This is a genomic window from Tropicimonas aquimaris (assembly GCF_042676185.1).
Classification (GTDB): Bacteria; Pseudomonadota; Alphaproteobacteria; order Rhodobacterales; family Rhodobacteraceae; genus Tropicimonas; species Tropicimonas aquimaris.
In genome coordinates this window covers 1-14,196 of the sequence record NZ_JBHTJT010000060.1, presented here as the reverse complement: position 1 = coordinate 14,196, position 14,196 = coordinate 1, and the positions used below count along the sequence as shown (strand labels likewise).

Below are 14,196 nucleotides of genomic sequence, written 5' to 3'. Positions count from 1 at the left end.
CTGCCCTATGATAGAGATGGCAACGATTTTGAACGATCTTCGACTGTGGGGCGCGAGGTTTTCTCAACAGGCGCGGATGAAACGATTGAGTTCGATGGGGTTCAGCGGGCTTACGCCCAACTTCGATCAAAGTCGACGGGTATTAATCGTTGGCGCAGGGCCATCTGCGACACAAAAAGCTGTCACAAGTGTGCGTGGCGAGTTTGACGCAGTCGTAACCTTGAACTCCGCCTGGCGACACGCTCCAGATGCAGATGTCATTTCTTACGAATTCGCCTTCCGAAATCCAGAGATCTTTGCGCAACAAAAGCGGGAACTCCTTAATTTGCCTATGGAAAGGGTCCTTCTTAAACCTTACGCTCTATTTATGATGCCACGATCAGAGCTGCGCTGGATCATCGAGCGAGTGGGACAAAGGGGTTCGAGCGCTCAACCGCATTTTGTGCCACATCATAACGTATCTGACCTCACATTATTGACCAAACCGGGTGCGCTTTCCCCCAAAAAACGGCTCCCCGTCCAGTGGAAGGGAAGTTTGACCATGTGGCTTGATCTGTGTTGGCTCCAAAAGGTGGAAATAATCGGATTGATCGGAACAGATCTGGGTGAACCTGGGGTTGATGGTAGGTTCGTAGCTCACGGAACCAATGTAACCGGCCGGGGGTCGGCAACGATTATCGAGATGCTAGGACACTTGCGTCGCCAAGGGTATCTTGACGGCTTGTCCTTCCGCCACTTCCACAGTAATACACAATTGCGTGAAGTCTTGCATGGGTGACGTTGATCTTTCTTTTAACCTACTACTGTCGGCGTTTTTGCTGATCGTGATGATTAGATGGAGATCTCCACTGATACTTTTCGGTGCGCAATTTGCGCTGGGATCATTATTTCGATCTGATTCGGATTCAATTATGGTTAATGTGGGTTGGTTTCTGGCGCTCTTGACGATCAGCTTGGCCTATCGGCGAAACGGCATCCGGTTAGATTGCTATCAGATCTCGTATCGACCAGTCCCCAGGATTAGGTGGTTGATTTTTATTGGGTTTTTCTTCGTTCTGATGCTGCTCTGGCTTCAGGAGGCTGGAATTACCGCTTTTGATAGCTCGAAGCGAACCTCTACAGCTGGAGCGTTTACTAACCTTTTCTCTGGGCTGTTGAATCTGTATTTTGCGCTCGCACTTGCCGTTTTAATGTTTTATCGAAGGGGGCAACCAAAGTGGTTGCTTTGGTTTTCGGTTGCCATTTTTTTGGTGTTCGCCCTGAAAGCATATCTGGGCAGCAATCGGGGTGTGGTGGCATTGCCAGTTTTTTTAGTTTTGTTTTGTAGGTTTGCCCAAGTCCGGCGATTTTCTCATTTCGTACGCTTCGTTGCCACAGCGATTGTCTTCGGAGGTTTAGGTCTGCGGATGATCTTGGTCACAACCGCTGAACGAGCTGGCGTTGACCTTCAAACTGGCTTGTTCTTGCTGCGTTCTCAGTTGGCCGGGTATTTGGGAAATGGTTACTCGCCCTTGCGTGATCAAGCTATTCTTGAGTACGTGCAGTCTTTTGGAACTTTCATTCCGCCGATTACGATCTTTGCACCGATTTACGGGTTCATTCCTCGCGTGCTATGGCCGGGCAAGCCGGACGTCGGCGTTGGGCGCATCGTCGGGGAGGATGTATTCAATACGGGTGGTGGCTATAATGATCGAGGCGCAGGTATCCCTATTTCTGTGCCGGCTGAGATGGAGGCAATTTTCGGGCATGGTGGTTTCTGGATTGGCCTTTTCTTTGTCGTTCTATTGATGGTTTTTCTTGGCCGTAAATGTCTTCGTCATCCGGCACTTATTCTTCCTATTATGCTGATTGCGCCTAGCATGATGGGCAGCGATTTTGGTCGGCTCGGTATGCTGTTTATCATTCTGAGCGTGTCTTTGTTGCTGTGTGATAAATTTCTTGGCGTCGGGGTAACCAGTTTTCAACGCAGTGCATCTCAGTTTGGTGGCGCCGGTTGGAAAAGGGGAAAGAGAAGTGTCCGTCTCAGATTCTAACAGAAATACAAGTTCAACGAGCAGACCCGCGTGGTTACTGTTATTTGGCATGCCAAAATGTGGTACGACCAGTCTTGGTGCAATTCTGGATTGTAGTCCTGTTTTGGCTGTGCATTCCCAGAAGGAGCCGAATGACTTCATTGAAAGGTGTCCTGGGGGGCTGCCAAAGATTAGCGGCTATGCAGCAACGGATGCGACCCAATACTTCGTCGATTTCAGTACGCAGTACGGAATGCCTCGACACCGCGATAGGGTGCTGGAGAACCTTTGTAGTCTCGGCCTTCTTCCGACCGCTAAGTTCATCGTTTCGCTGAGGGAGCCGCACGCTCTTGCAAAGAGCTATTTTGGGCATCTAACCTCGCGGTCCGGTCTGAAATCCAAAACCGATGGCGATGAAATTAGGGACAGGATCATTGGAGCAACGGACTTTGTTCCGGTACTCGACACACTGTTGGCCCAGGTCGAGTCCGAGAATGTTTTTGTCGTTAAGTTTGAGGACCTCCTCGGCCTTGAAGCTCAAACGAGAACGTCGCTGGCGCTCAGCAATTGGCTTGATATACCGGCAATTGAGTTTGTTTCAGTAAAGAAGAGCAATGTCGCATCCGACGCGCGCCGGTACCCGGTAGTGATCGAGAAATTGGCAAAGGTCGTTCGAAAGGCCGACATCGTCCGGCGCTTGCCGCCGAATTTCAGGAGACGTGTCAGCCGATCTCTGTCGTACCGAGTATCAAACGATGACACTCACTTCGAACTCGATCGGTGGACCGACGGGAGGATACTGGCTCGTTCCGCTGCGTTCTACGAGCTCTTATCCACAGGACCTTATGACCCGGCAAACAAGCTCGGGACCATTTTCTGAACGGATAATTGAGATGCGGAAACTAGCGGTTCTATCAAGTAGAATTTCGTCTGTGGTCCTTCGCAATTGGCTTAGGTCGGATCAGCGGCGAGCTGGAAATTTCGTAGTCTTAGGTTTCCCCAAAAGTGGCACGACATGGGTCAGCCAGATTATTGCGGAAGCTTGTGGTTTTGACTACCGGCGAGATAGAGTTCGTGTGCAGTTAAGCAACGTACTGTTGCACACTCACTCAATAAACTTTGTGGGCACATCGAACCTTATCTACGTGGTAAGGGACCCGCGTGAGGCTATCTGCTCGGCCGCACGAGCTATTCCTCCCGACCGACGAAGCGAAGCGTTTGACGCGAACGGAAAGATTCGGTTCGATTTTGTCGTGATGGCTATCGAACGCTTACCTGGCGCAACGACGAGCTATGTCAACCACCTAACCACCTGTCAGGAAAAGGGCTGGCGCTTCGTGCGTTTCGAGGATCTCAAGATGGATACAGTAGGGACGATGGCCAAGGTCATCGCGTTAGGCGATCGTCCCGTTGAACAGGAGCAGGTCACTGAGGCGGTGAATAAATTCGACTTTAACATGCTCAAGAAAGAGAGCAACGGTGATCGGTTTCTCGCGCAAAGTAGCTTGGCATCCTGGCAGGACCTACTTTCGCAAGAAGCACTGGAGCTAGTCGCTGAACGGCTCGCCGAACCGGCGGCTGCGTTCGGCTATGATCTAGAGCCAGTGGCGTGACGGAGATCCCGCTTTCCGTCACAATGGTGACAGGCTCGCTCTCCCGAAGGGCCGGCGGGCTGTTCCACTCCGTCCGAAGTCTCTCACAGAACCTGGCGGAGGCGGGAGCGCGGGTGACCGTGATCGGCACACGTGATCCCGATACGGAGGCGGACCTGCCGGCCTGGGCGCCGCTGGTGCCGGTCGTTCTGGAGCCCGGCCGTCTGCCCGGTCTGGGTGGGGCGCGGGGTATAGCAGAGGCGATCGAGGCGAGCCGCCCGGATGTCGTCCACCAGCACGGCATCTGGATGGCGCTGTCGCTCGACACCGCGCGGTGGGCACGGACCGGCGCGACCATGATCTCGCCGCGGGGCATGCTTGACCCTTGGGCGCTCCGCAATTCCGGCTGGAAGAAGCGGATCGCTTGGAGCGCGTGGGAGGCGCAGAACTTGAGGCGCGCGTCCCGGATCCACGCACTAGCCGAGGCGGAGGCGGAGGCAATTCGGTCGGTCCTGCCGGATGTGCGGGTGACGACGATTCCGAATGGCGTGCGGATGCCCGAGGCGCCCTCTAGGTCTAAGAATGACAGCGGTCTGCGCGAGTTGCTCTTCCTCGGGCGCCTGCATCCGAAGAAGGGTCTGCCCGACTTTCTGAAACAGTGGGCGCAGCTTCCACAGACTCTGCGCTCGCGTTGGCGCATCACTGTCGCCGGGCCGGATGAGCGTGGACACCGTGCCGAGTTGGAGAAACTAGCTGCGCGGTTGGATCTCACCACTAACTTGACCTTCACGGGCCCGCTCTCGGGCGCAGCTAAGGAAGAGGCGCTGCAGCGCGCTGATGCGTTCATCTTGCCATCACATTCTGAGGGGCTTCCCATGGCCGTGCTTGAGGCGTGGTCTTTCGGCCTGCCGGTGTTAATGACCACTGCATGTAATCTGCCCGAAGGTTTTTCGGCTGGCGCGGCATTAGAGATTTCCAGTGGCCAAGATCCGTCATCTCTGAGGAGAGCGTTGGAGCGGCGCGATCTGTTCGAGATTGGTCGCTGCGGCAGAGACCTCGTGGAACGACGGTTCGCGTGGCAGTGCATCGCGAACCGCCACCTAGATGAGTATCGCGCCATGGTGGCGGATCATTCGAAAGGAACAGGCGATGCCTGCGCCTGAAATCGACATCGCCGCCAACCGGCGTGCCACCAAGTGGACACGGAAACAACTCATCGTTAGGTTGCTTTGGGATTTATCATGGCCATTGTTTCGGTTCAGTCCGCGTCCTTTGTGGGGGTGGCGATGTTGGCTATTGCGCCTTTTCGGCGCCGCTGTTGGTCGGAACGTACACATCTATCCGACAGCGCGCATAATTATTCCTTGGAACCTTACACTCGGCGATCAATGTGCAATCGGTGATCGAGCAATTCTTTATGCCCTCGGCGAAATCCGTGTTGGTCCAAGAACGACGATCTCGCAGGGGGCGCATCTCTGTGCCGGCACGCATGATTGGCGCGACCCGCATATGGCGCTTCTTAAGACGCCTATTGTGGTGGGACCAGACGCTTGGGTCTGCGCAGACGCCTACATCGGGCCCGGGGTCACGATCGGCGGGCGCGCCATCGTTGGGGCAAGGGCCGTTGCAACGCGCGACGTGGCCGAGAACACGATCGTTGTCGGCAATCCGGCGACCATTCTGCGCAAGCGGGACGAGTAGAATTCCTTCAGACAACCTGACATTCGAGATACACTATGAGAGATAACCTAGATATGCGGGGCAAGCTGCCTGTTACCGTCGCGGTTCCTGTGAAAAATGAAGAGGCAAACCTTGCCAAGTGTTTAAAGCGTTTGAATCGCTTCTCTGAGGTCATTGTAATCGATAGCGGGTCTACGGACCGAACTCAGGAAATTGCGGAGGAGTTCGGTGCACGGGTCGTACAATTCGCCTGGAACGGCAAGTTCCCCAAGAAACGAAACTGGTTTCTAATGAATGATCGGCCAACGCAGCCATGGATACTTTTCCTAGATGCAGACGAGTTCATCGACGATGCGTTTTGCGAAGCGCTTTTCGTAGCTTTGAAGGATGAGACCTTCAACGGCTACTGGTTGAACTATACCAACTACTTCCTTGGAAAGAAACTGAACTACGGGGTTGCGCAGCGCAAGCTGGCATTGTTCCGTTATGGTTGCGGATTATATGAGAGAATTGATGAGGAGGGTTGGAGCACGTTGGATATGGAAATCCATGAGCATCCGATCATCGACGGAGAGATCGGTGAGATCTCCACGCCCATCGATCACCGCGACTACAAAGGCGTCGGCAAGTTTATCGAGCGCCACATGAACTATGCACTGTGGGAGGCTCGAAGATATGCCCTCATCAAAGATGACGAAGATGCTTGGGCGGCATTTACGCCACGCCAGACCTTCAAATACCGTAACGTCTCGAAATGGTGGTACTCCACTTTCTATTTCGTCTTTACCTATGTCTTAAAAGGTGGCTTACTCGATGGGGGCGCGGGCTACCATTATGCAGCTTACAAGGCGTGGTATTTCCGAACAATCAGGTTGCTGATCCGAGAGCAGAGCCAATAACGATCGGTTCATTTCCAAAACAGAAAAGCGAGTAAATCATGGCGAGGCTTTACGACAGCCGAAAGCGGATCCTTGTTACAGGCGGAGCAGGTTTTATTGGGTCACATTTAATCGACAAGCTGCTTGAGCAGGGGCATGAGGTGCTGTGCTTGGATAACCTGTTCACGGGCACTAAGCGCAATATCGATCACCTGCACGGGAATCCGCGCTTTGAGTTCATGCGCCACGATGTGACCTTCCCACTCTACGTTGAGGTGGATGAGATCTATAATCTCGCCTGTCCGGCCTCTCCAATTCACTATCAACACGATCCTGTGCAAACGACCAAGACGTCAGTGCATGGAGCTATTAATATGCTGGGGCTAGCGAAGCGGCTTCGCTGCAAGATTTTTCAAGCCTCGACCAGTGAGGTTTATGGAGATCCTCACGTGCATCCACAGCCTGAGGAGTATTGGGGTAATGTCAACCCAATCGGAACTAGGTCTTGTTATGATGAGGGCAAGCGCTGTGCCGAAACGCTGTTCTTTGACTATCACCGGCAGCACGGCTTGGATATTAAGGTGGCCCGAATCTTCAACACGTACGGGCCGCGCATGCATCATGCCGACGGGCGCGTGGTATCCAATTTCATCGTTCAGGCCCTTTCCGGGCTTCCCATTACAATTTACGGGGATGGCAGCCAAACGCGGTCTTTTTGTTACGTTGATGATCTTGTAGATGGATTTATCAAGTTGATGGATTCAGATGGAAGCATTGTCGGGCCAATCAATCTTGGAAACCCTGGTGAGTTTACAATCTTGGAATTAGCAAAGAAGGTTATCGAGCTAACAGGGCAGGGCTCGGAGCTTGTATTCGAGGAATTGCCGGCTGACGATCCGAGGCAACGCCAGCCAGAGATAGGCCGGGCTAGGACCTTGCTCGACTGGGAACCGAAAATTCCTCTGGAAAAGGGACTGCAGTTCACTGTCGAGTACTTCAACCGGTTGCTGCCCGACCTGGTTCTTCCCTAAATTCAAGATATGCGTTGCGGAAACTTCGCAATACTTTATGGATTTGTCGTGAGGTGCTTAATCGGCCCAATGTTAATTAAGAAATATTTCGCGAACGAACTGAACCGAAGTATGTTCCTCATTGGGAAAATACCAAAACGAGTTCTCATCAAACCTCCCTGACGTCGAGGGGCTTCATTGAGTCCGGCGTGGTGTTTGCAACCAAGTCAACGGTCCCAATCCCTAGGCATTGGACCTCCGTGCAATCACCATGCGGATGACCGTGAAATGCTATGGTTTCGCTCGTGCCATACGAATACCGGGTCGATCGTTCAGACTGCCGATGAACTCGATGCCCTCAGCTTCCAAGGTGGATCTGATCGCCATCAGGTTGGGAGCGGTGCTCTTCGGGGCGCCTTCTGTCGCCTCGATGCGTTTGATCGTGCTGCCACTGACCCCGCTTCTCTCCGCAAGGTCTTCGACGCTCCAGCGTAGGGCGCCGCGGGCAGCTCGGATCTGCACACCGCAAAGACTTGACTGGCTGGCGTGAGCCATTTTAGGTCTCAAGACCTGATTTGGGTCTGCGATTCATCTTTGTCCTTCGGTGGGCTCCATCGCACCCGGTCGAGGTTGGGCGAGCCAGGATGGCAACGCCTGCTTCAAGGAGTACTCTTGGATGACTTCTATGAAAACCGGACCTCTGAATCCAGCGCATGCTCTCATCGTCTCAGCGCTAGGCATGGGCGTCCAGGGCGAACTCCGGCGGTTGTTGCTAGAAGCCGAACGTATATCGATTGAAAGCAAGGCAGCTGAGAGCCCGTCCGAAGGCGCCTACCAACGAATTGGACCGGGGAAGGAGCTGGTAGATCCCAACCGCCCAGGCCTGATCCTGCGATGCGGCCAGGCCGCGAGGAAAACCTGGCTGTTCCGGTACCGGCAATCGAGTAGCGGCAAGCAGATCGAGATGGAATTGGGAGACTTCCCAAGGCTTTCGCTTGCAGAAGCGCATGACCTTTGGGACCGGCTGAAGGGGCTTGGCAGCCAGGATAATGAGCCAGCGGCGAATGGAAGGGAAGTAGACTCAGTCGGGGAGGGCGTGACGGTCCGGGCGCTGTGTGACCTGTACCTCGAGCGGTACGCCCGCAAGGTCAAACGCAGCTGGAGAGAGGATGAGCGGATGCTGATACGTCACGTACTTCCGGAGTACGGTCACCTGCCGGCGACAGACTTCACGTTCCGCGAGGCATCTGAACTCCTCGACCGGATTCATTCGTCGGGCACGCCGCGGGAGGCCGAGAAGGTCCGGTCGCTGATCCAGACAATGTACAATGTCGCAGTGGGGCGGACCCGCAAGATATCGACCCTGGGTGGGACCTGGTTGCCTCCGACGACCGACAACCCTGTTCGAAACGTCTTTCTGCCGAACCGAAAGGCGAAGAACCACAAGCCGACCGAGAATGAGCTTCGCAGCTATATGAAGGGGCTCGGCGGCTTGACCAGCGGAGAGGTTCTTCGGCTGCAGGCGCTCACGATGTGCCGGATCTCCGAGGTCACGAGGATGGCTTGGGCCGAGATCGACGTTGCCAATGGTCGATGGATGCTCCCTGCGGAAAGGGCAAAGAACGGTTGCGAACACCTGATCCTGCTTTCGAGGCAGGCGCGCGAGATCCTGCAGGGCCTCAAAGACAGGCAATTCCCGTCAGCCTTCGTCTTTCCCTCTCCGCGCGACTTGGCGCGACCCAGATCCGCTCTGTTCGTGCAGCAACAGCTGGCGTCGAACCGGTCGTTGCTGGGCGTCCCCAAGACCTTCACGTCCCATAGCCTTCGGCACGCGGCATTGACCTGGGCTGCTGAGAACGGGTGTCCGCGCGAGGTCCGGGACCGCCTCACCAATCACGTCGCGGGCGGCGGCGTCGACAGCATCTACAACGCCGCGACCCACAACAAGGCCGCGGGGGAGTGGTGGCAGAAATGGGGTGACTACCTCGAGAGCCTCGCCGCCGAATAGACGGTCGTGCGCCATCGCCGCACGGTTGATGATCGACTTCGGGATCGCGCGTCCCGAGGCCATCACGAAGGTGCGCGTGGCTCGTCTTGGTGCCAACTAGACCTACGCGCAGCTTGACCATGTCCTCGCTCTGCATTCACTCATACGGACAGGCACATGACTTACACCTAAGCGGATTGAAAGACTGCATAGTCTTCGCTCGAGGACCTAAGCGGATATCCTGACTGTGAAGTTCGCAGACATGGTTTGCCGCCGTGCGGTGGGCTCGCCTGCGTCATAAGGGTGTGCTGACCTCGAAGGATCGCGTGCGCCGCCTGATGAGGGAGAACGGCCTCTCGGCGGACACGGGCCGGGCAACCCCTGCGCGGGCCGCGGGCTCACGATGGCACGATCATCCCTGAGACGGTCGACACGATGTGGGGCACCGACATGCCGGCCGCGGTTACGACGGAGCACGGCCAAGTGGCGATGTTTGACGCCGTCGATCATTGCTTGGCCGAGTGCGTCGGCATCCATGCCGCGATGCGCGGCAAACGCTAGGGGGCGCTGGAGCCGGTGCGCCAGGGGGGCGCGGCCCGCTTTCGTGCTATCGGCAAGCATGTCGCCGTCGGGCTGAGCCTGCGCCGCGATCATGGGTCACAGTACAGGTCTCACGACTTTCAAAGCGAGATCCGGTAGCTGGGCATCTCGTTCTCGCCGTCCTTCGTCTGAACCCCAAAGGGCAACGGCTGCGCCAAGCGCTTCATCCGAACCCTCAAGGTGAACCTGCTGTAGGTCAGAACCTTCGACACCGTCGAAGACCTCCGCGAGGCGCTGATCGCATTCCGGAAGACCTGCAACGAGGAATGGCTGATCGAGCGACACGGCCAACGCTCGCCAGCCCAGTTCAGACCTGACCAGACGGACAGCCAGCCCGTGGCCGCGTCGATGCAAACGGGTGTCTCAGAGAACTCTGGGGCGGAGGAGTCTTGAGTCAGGTCGCGTTGGACAAGCCGCTCATCCCGGGTCCAGCAACCATCCGGGTCAGGATCCGGGTCGCTGATGATGCGTCGCCTCGGCCGGTGCTACTCCTGTTCGATCAATGCCCTCATCTTTCTCTTTCTCAGCTTCCTGAGCAGCGAGGCGAGCTGCGGCTCCTGAACCGACTTTTCTGCCCGCTTCACTGGAAATCAGGCGCGCTTTCTATCCTTCTGTTCCTTCCACGACGGGGCTATTCGTGGCAGCAAAGGCCACTGAGCCCGAGTTTGAAACTCCTGCAACGAATGGTCGTTTTGGGCAGAAGTGAAATTCGTCTGCGTTACTGGGCTGCTGGTGCCTCGGCCCCGGCTTCCGGGGCGGGCGCCTCATCTCCGCCACCGCTGAACAAGGAGAACAGAATAATCACGATGAAGACCGCGACCGCAGCGATGACGAGCGTGTTTCGGGACATTACCATGTGCTCCTATCTGCTGTGGATGTGACGCGGGAGAGGATAGCCGCAGTTGCGACTTCACTGAAAGAACTTTCGTGCTTCCACTACAAGTCGGCGGACACGTCCCGCGAGCGCCAGCGACGCTCCTATCGGGAAAGGTCCGCTTTGTCCCGCGACTGAGACATCTGACGGTTGTGCTCAAGTCGCCGGATCGAGTTCGAACCAGACACACCGTGCCTTCGCCGCCTTTTCACGCTGCATGCAGTCAACTTTGAGACCTGCGGTGATGCGCCGGTGATGCTGAACGCCCCAAATATCCTCGCTTCTTCAAAAGCTCAGGCGCCGCCCTCAACCTCTATGTAAATTTCGGTAGGATCGATCACAGTCGGCTCTGGGCATCCCCAAGGCCTTCACGTCCCATAGCCTTCGGCACGCGGCGTTGACCTGGACGGCGGAGAACGGGTGTCCCCGCGAGGTCTGTGACCGCCTCACCAATCACGTCGCGGGCGGCGGCGTCGACAGCATCTACAACGCTGCGACCCATAACAAGGCCGCGGGGGAGTGGTGGCAGAGATGGGGTGACTACCTCGAGAGCCTCGCCGCCGAATAGACGGTCGGGCACCATCGCCTCACGGCTGATGATCGACTTCGGGATCGCGCCCCCCGAGGCCGTCACGAAGGTGCGCGTGGCTCGTCTTGGTGCCATCGAGCCCTCCGCGCAGCTTGACCATGTCCTCGCTTTGCAGCCCGCATCGGGGCCTTATCCGGACTCACGCGAAGCGTCGATCCGGGGCAGGGCGGTCGAGGCGACCGGCTAGGAATTCGAACCAAAGACTGATGGCTTGGCGTTGACGGCGGCGTTTCGTTGTTGATCGGATTTGCTGATCAAGGACCCATCAAAGAGCGGCCGCAGTGCCAGACAAGTCCCTTTGAAGCAACAGGTTTGGGCCCAGTATTCGTGGCTGACTGGAGCGGCTTCCGTTCATGGCAAAGCGTAATACCTCTCCGTCGGCAGCCTACCCAATTGAAATCATGAAACTGGAAGATCTTTCCCAAGCCTTCGAAGCCTTCATCAAGGGCGATGGACTTTGGCTGCTTCTGGTACTCTTCGTGGCGGGGCTAGTGGGTTTTTTGCGGACACGAGATCAGAGCCGACAGGTCGGGTTCACCGGATGCTCACTCTGATCCGGAGGTCCCCGGCTGGGCGCTTTGACATAGTCTCTAAATCAGGCCTTCGGCGCGATACCAGTCGATCGTGCGGGCCACCCCCGCCCGGTGGTCCCATTTCGAGACATAGCCGAGCTTCTGCCGCGCCTTGGTCAGGTCGAAGGCCCGGTTATGGGTGAAAAAGCCGATCCGGCGGCGGGACAGCGGCGGGCGGGACCCGAACGGCGCCCAAAGCGCCTCGCAGAGCCACCCGGCGGCCCAGAGCGGCGCCACCGGGATCTTCCATTTCGGCACGGAGACGCCGCCGTACTCCGCGATCATCTGCACCAGATCGTCGAGCATGATCGGGTCGTCGGAGGCGATGTTGAACACCTCGCAATGCACCTGGTCGCGCGGCGCCACCGCGCAATCGAGGAAACTGTCGACCTGGTCGTCGATGAACCCCAGATGGGCGAGGGTCTTGCCGTCGCCGATCATCACGAATTTCCCGTCCAGAACCCTCTTGAACAGCTTCAGCATCCGTGTGTCGGTGGGACCGTAGACCATCGCCGGGCGATCCACCGTCACCACCATGCCGTCTTCGGGCAGGCCGCGGGCGAAGTCGAGGATCGCCAGTTCGCCGGCCAGCTTGGTGCGGTGATAGCCGTCCATCGGGTTGAAGGGCGAGGTCTCCTTGCAGGGGATCTCCTGGACATGGCCATGCACGCCGACGGTCGAGCATTGCACGAAGCGCGTCACCCCGGCCGCGGCGGCGGCCTGGCAGAGCTTCAGCGCCCCGTCCGCGTTGACTTTCTGGTACATCGCCTCGTCGAATTCGGTCTCCTGGAACATCGCGGCGATGTTGAAGACGATGTCGATGTCCGCGACATGCGGCTCAAACGGCGCGTCGGACGCCAGATCCAGCACCTCGGCCTTGAGCCCCTCGGCCCGCAGCGCCTCCGCCTCCGGCGCGTGCCAGGTGGTACCGGTGACGTCGAGACCGTATCCGGCAAGGCGGTGCAGCAGGGCGCCGCCGATGAAGCCGGCGGCCCCGGTGACCAGGATCCGGCAACCGCGGAGAGATTGGTATTTGGGCGGAATAGTCAGGGGTTCCATTGCGGACACAACCTTTCAAGTTCACCGACCCGGGCCGGCAGGCGACCCGAGTCCCGCACAACCCAAAAGACAACCAGCATAGACCGACATTCCCCAAGTAGAACGCCTCGTCCTGCATAATGTTGCTGTTCAGCGGCTCGATCAAGCCTTCTGTTCGAGATGTCCCGTGGTTGGGCATCTGACGCGTGAACTGAGTACGATTTCTGGTCACGACGGTGGGGTTGCTCCGGAATTTGGTCTGATCGATACCCGTTTGGACAGCCCGGTCGAGCCTCTTTCCCCGCGGTTCTGCTGCTTTGGTCCTCATCCGGGAACCGGCGGCTCACGCAGCCGATGGATGGCCGCGAGTATGCGGGTGAACAGATCACCGCTGACAGACACCTCGGCCAGTTGGAACGTGATGGCACGGGCATGGCGGACAACCCGCGCACCAATCTTGATCAGCCGGGTCTGGAGGCTCGTCAACGACCAATCGGCTATCTCCTCGGGAAGGTCTGTGTCTTGCAAGAAGATGCCGAGATTGTACGCCAATGCATGAAGCTGAAGCCGCACCTCATTCTGTGCCATGCCTTTGCAGGACAGTCGCGTCCAGTTGATCGCCTGCTTGCCTTCCTTGATGTGCTGCTCAGCGGTGCCACGCTGATTGTAAAAGCGGATGATCCAGTCTGGGTCCATCGGCAGGTTGGTCACGACAAAGCCGACCCTCGGGAACAGCTCGCCCGGATGCCACTCGACCTTGGCTATGACCCGCCGGGGGTTGTCCCACGATGACGCCTGATACTCAAAGTCGCTGTAGAAGCGCCGCACATGGTTCGGCGGTCGTCCCACGGGCCTATTGAGCAGATGCGCGATCCTGCCTTGCAGAACACGGTTGGCACGCAGCCGGATGGCATAGAAGTAATCCTCGGCTTCCAGCATCTCGCAGAGGCCCGGAATGCCAAATGCGGCATCAGCCCGAAAGAACCGCATCAGGTGACGATCCGCATATCGCGCGATGACGGGCTTTAGAACCTCTTCCCATCCGTCGGCGCTGTGCACATTGCCGGGGCGCAGAGCGCAACGTTCAAGATGGCCGAACTGATTGAAGACGAACAGCGGGTGATAGCACATGCAGCCTAAATGCCCGTTCCACGCGGTGCCCTCTTGCGTGCCGTGGGTCGGGCTGACCGAGCTGTCCATGTCCAGCGTGATCCATTTGGGCGGGGCAGATGCATGAACCCGGTCGATCCATTGCCCCGACAAATCAGTCAGTGCTGTGCGATTGTCAGCCGTCGCCAGGGACTTCACCCCGTTTCTGGTCCGGTCGTCATGCGACCTTTCGGGTTGGTTGAAGTTGGGCTGCA

15 protein-coding genes and 1 pseudogene are annotated in these 14,196 nt (G+C 57.2%); 12 read left to right on the top strand and 4 right to left on the bottom strand.

What is annotated here, in order from left to right; translation table 11 throughout:
• The first annotated feature begins 7 nt into the window (after positions 1-7).
• From ACFQ2S_RS23340 to ACFQ2S_RS23305, 8 genes are all read left to right on the top strand, one after another.
• On the top strand, positions 8-778 hold the full coding sequence (locus ACFQ2S_RS23340) for a hypothetical protein (RefSeq protein ID WP_386078737.1): 771 nt from the start codon (positions 8-10) through the stop codon (positions 776-778).
• Entirely contained in the window at positions 771-2,033 is a 1,263-nt protein-coding gene (locus ACFQ2S_RS23335; protein ID WP_386078734.1) for a hypothetical protein, read from the top strand. Before ACFQ2S_RS23340 ends, ACFQ2S_RS23335 begins: the two co-directional genes overlap by 8 nt.
• Positions 1,969-2,892, top strand: a complete 924-nt coding sequence (locus tag ACFQ2S_RS23330; RefSeq protein ID WP_386078733.1) for a sulfotransferase domain-containing protein — start codon at positions 1,969-1,971, stop codon at positions 2,890-2,892. Before ACFQ2S_RS23335 ends, ACFQ2S_RS23330 begins: the two co-directional genes overlap by 65 nt.
• Positions 2,858-3,625, top strand: a complete 768-nt coding sequence (locus ACFQ2S_RS23325) for a sulfotransferase domain-containing protein (RefSeq protein ID WP_386078730.1) — start codon at positions 2,858-2,860, stop codon at positions 3,623-3,625. Before ACFQ2S_RS23330 ends, ACFQ2S_RS23325 begins: the two co-directional genes overlap by 35 nt.
• Before the next feature lie 23 nt (positions 3,626-3,648).
• Entirely contained in the window at positions 3,649-4,767 is a 1,119-nt protein-coding gene (locus tag ACFQ2S_RS23320; protein WP_386079374.1) for a glycosyltransferase, read from the top strand.
• 373 nt (positions 4,768-5,140) lie between these two features.
• Positions 5,141-5,305: an acyltransferase gene (locus ACFQ2S_RS23315; RefSeq protein WP_386078727.1), complete on the top strand. Its 165-nt coding sequence runs from the start codon at positions 5,141-5,143 to the stop codon at positions 5,303-5,305.
• Positions 5,306-5,358: 53 nt separating this feature from the next.
• A complete protein-coding gene (locus tag ACFQ2S_RS23310; protein ID WP_386078724.1) occupies positions 5,359-6,183 on the top strand; it encodes a glycosyltransferase family 2 protein in 825 nt (274 codons plus the stop codon).
• Positions 6,184-6,221: 38 nt separating this feature from the next.
• The gene (locus ACFQ2S_RS23305) at positions 6,222-7,193 is read left to right on the top strand and encodes a UDP-glucuronic acid decarboxylase family protein (protein WP_386078721.1); all 972 of its coding nucleotides are present in this window, start codon (positions 6,222-6,224) and stop codon (positions 7,191-7,193) included.
• A gap of 270 nt (positions 7,194-7,463) precedes the next feature.
• Here the strand turns inward: ACFQ2S_RS23305 and ACFQ2S_RS23300 are convergent, their stop codons facing one another.
• Positions 7,464-7,727 carry a helix-turn-helix domain-containing protein gene (locus ACFQ2S_RS23300; RefSeq protein WP_386078719.1) on the bottom strand — a complete coding sequence of 88 codons (264 nt, stop codon included), beginning with the start codon at positions 7,725-7,727 and terminating at the stop codon, positions 7,464-7,466.
• Between the two features lie 121 nt (positions 7,728-7,848).
• On the opposite strand from ACFQ2S_RS23300, the gene ACFQ2S_RS23295 reads away from it, so the two are divergent.
• Both ACFQ2S_RS23295 and ACFQ2S_RS23290 read left to right on the top strand, forming a co-directional pair.
• On the top strand, positions 7,849-9,180 hold the full coding sequence (locus ACFQ2S_RS23295; RefSeq protein ID WP_386078716.1) for a tyrosine-type recombinase/integrase: 1,332 nt from the start codon (positions 7,849-7,851) through the stop codon (positions 9,178-9,180).
• A 260-nt stretch (positions 9,181-9,440) separates the two neighbouring features.
• A pseudogene (locus ACFQ2S_RS23290) lies at positions 9,441-10,152 on the top strand (transposase); the annotation flags it as partial.
• Between the two features lie 325 nt (positions 10,153-10,477).
• Here ACFQ2S_RS23290 and ACFQ2S_RS23285 read toward each other — a convergent pair.
• A complete protein-coding gene (locus tag ACFQ2S_RS23285) occupies positions 10,478-10,609 on the bottom strand; it encodes a hypothetical protein (RefSeq protein WP_386078713.1) in 132 nt (43 codons plus the stop codon).
• A gap of 421 nt (positions 10,610-11,030) precedes the next feature.
• On the opposite strand from ACFQ2S_RS23285, the gene ACFQ2S_RS23280 reads away from it, so the two are divergent.
• The gene (locus ACFQ2S_RS23280; protein ID WP_386078710.1) at positions 11,031-11,201 is read left to right on the top strand and encodes a hypothetical protein; all 171 of its coding nucleotides are present in this window, start codon (positions 11,031-11,033) and stop codon (positions 11,199-11,201) included.
• Between the two features lie 374 nt (positions 11,202-11,575).
• Positions 11,576-11,776 (top strand): hypothetical protein, encoded by a 201-nt coding sequence (locus ACFQ2S_RS23275; protein WP_386078708.1) that lies wholly within the window; start codon positions 11,576-11,578, stop codon positions 11,774-11,776.
• Between the two features lie 36 nt (positions 11,777-11,812).
• Here the strand turns inward: ACFQ2S_RS23275 and ACFQ2S_RS23270 are convergent, their stop codons facing one another.
• Together ACFQ2S_RS23270 and ACFQ2S_RS23265 are read right to left on the bottom strand one after the other, a co-directional pair.
• The gene (locus tag ACFQ2S_RS23270) at positions 11,813-12,853 is read right to left on the bottom strand and encodes an NAD-dependent epimerase/dehydratase family protein (RefSeq protein WP_386078705.1); all 1,041 of its coding nucleotides are present in this window, start codon (positions 12,851-12,853) and stop codon (positions 11,813-11,815) included.
• Between the two features lie 303 nt (positions 12,854-13,156).
• Positions 13,157-14,196, bottom strand: a 1,040-nt coding sequence (locus tag ACFQ2S_RS23265) for an IS1380 family transposase (RefSeq protein WP_386078703.1), incomplete at its 5' end; no start/stop codon positions are given.

What these genes read in the sequence shown, in the direction of transcription:
- ACFQ2S_RS23340 (WP_386078737.1), top strand. Translation starts at nt 8, where the DNA reads ATGATAGAGATGGCAACGATTTTGAACGATCTTCGACTGTGGGGCGCG.
- ACFQ2S_RS23335 (WP_386078734.1), top strand. Translation starts at nt 771, where the DNA reads ATGGGTGACGTTGATCTTTCTTTTAACCTACTACTGTCGGCGTTTTTG.
- ACFQ2S_RS23325 (WP_386078730.1), top strand. Translation starts at nt 2,858, where the DNA reads ATGACCCGGCAAACAAGCTCGGGACCATTTTCTGAACGGATAATTGAG.
- ACFQ2S_RS23320 (WP_386079374.1), top strand. Translation starts at nt 3,649, where the DNA reads ATGGTGACAGGCTCGCTCTCCCGAAGGGCCGGCGGGCTGTTCCACTCC.
- ACFQ2S_RS23310 (WP_386078724.1), top strand. Translation starts at nt 5,359, where the DNA reads ATGCGGGGCAAGCTGCCTGTTACCGTCGCGGTTCCTGTGAAAAATGAA.
- ACFQ2S_RS23305 (WP_386078721.1), top strand. Translation starts at nt 6,222, where the DNA reads ATGGCGAGGCTTTACGACAGCCGAAAGCGGATCCTTGTTACAGGCGGA.
- ACFQ2S_RS23300 (WP_386078719.1), bottom strand. Translation starts at nt 7,727, where the DNA reads ATGGCTCACGCCAGCCAGTCAAGTCTTTGCGGTGTGCAGATCCGAGCT.
- ACFQ2S_RS23295 (WP_386078716.1), top strand. Translation starts at nt 7,849, where the DNA reads ATGACTTCTATGAAAACCGGACCTCTGAATCCAGCGCATGCTCTCATC.
- ACFQ2S_RS23285 (WP_386078713.1), bottom strand. Translation starts at nt 10,609, where the DNA reads ATGTCCCGAAACACGCTCGTCATCGCTGCGGTCGCGGTCTTCATCGTG.
- ACFQ2S_RS23275 (WP_386078708.1), top strand. Translation starts at nt 11,576, where the DNA reads ATGGCAAAGCGTAATACCTCTCCGTCGGCAGCCTACCCAATTGAAATC.
- ACFQ2S_RS23270 (WP_386078705.1), bottom strand. Translation starts at nt 12,853, where the DNA reads ATGGAACCCCTGACTATTCCGCCCAAATACCAATCTCTCCGCGGTTGC.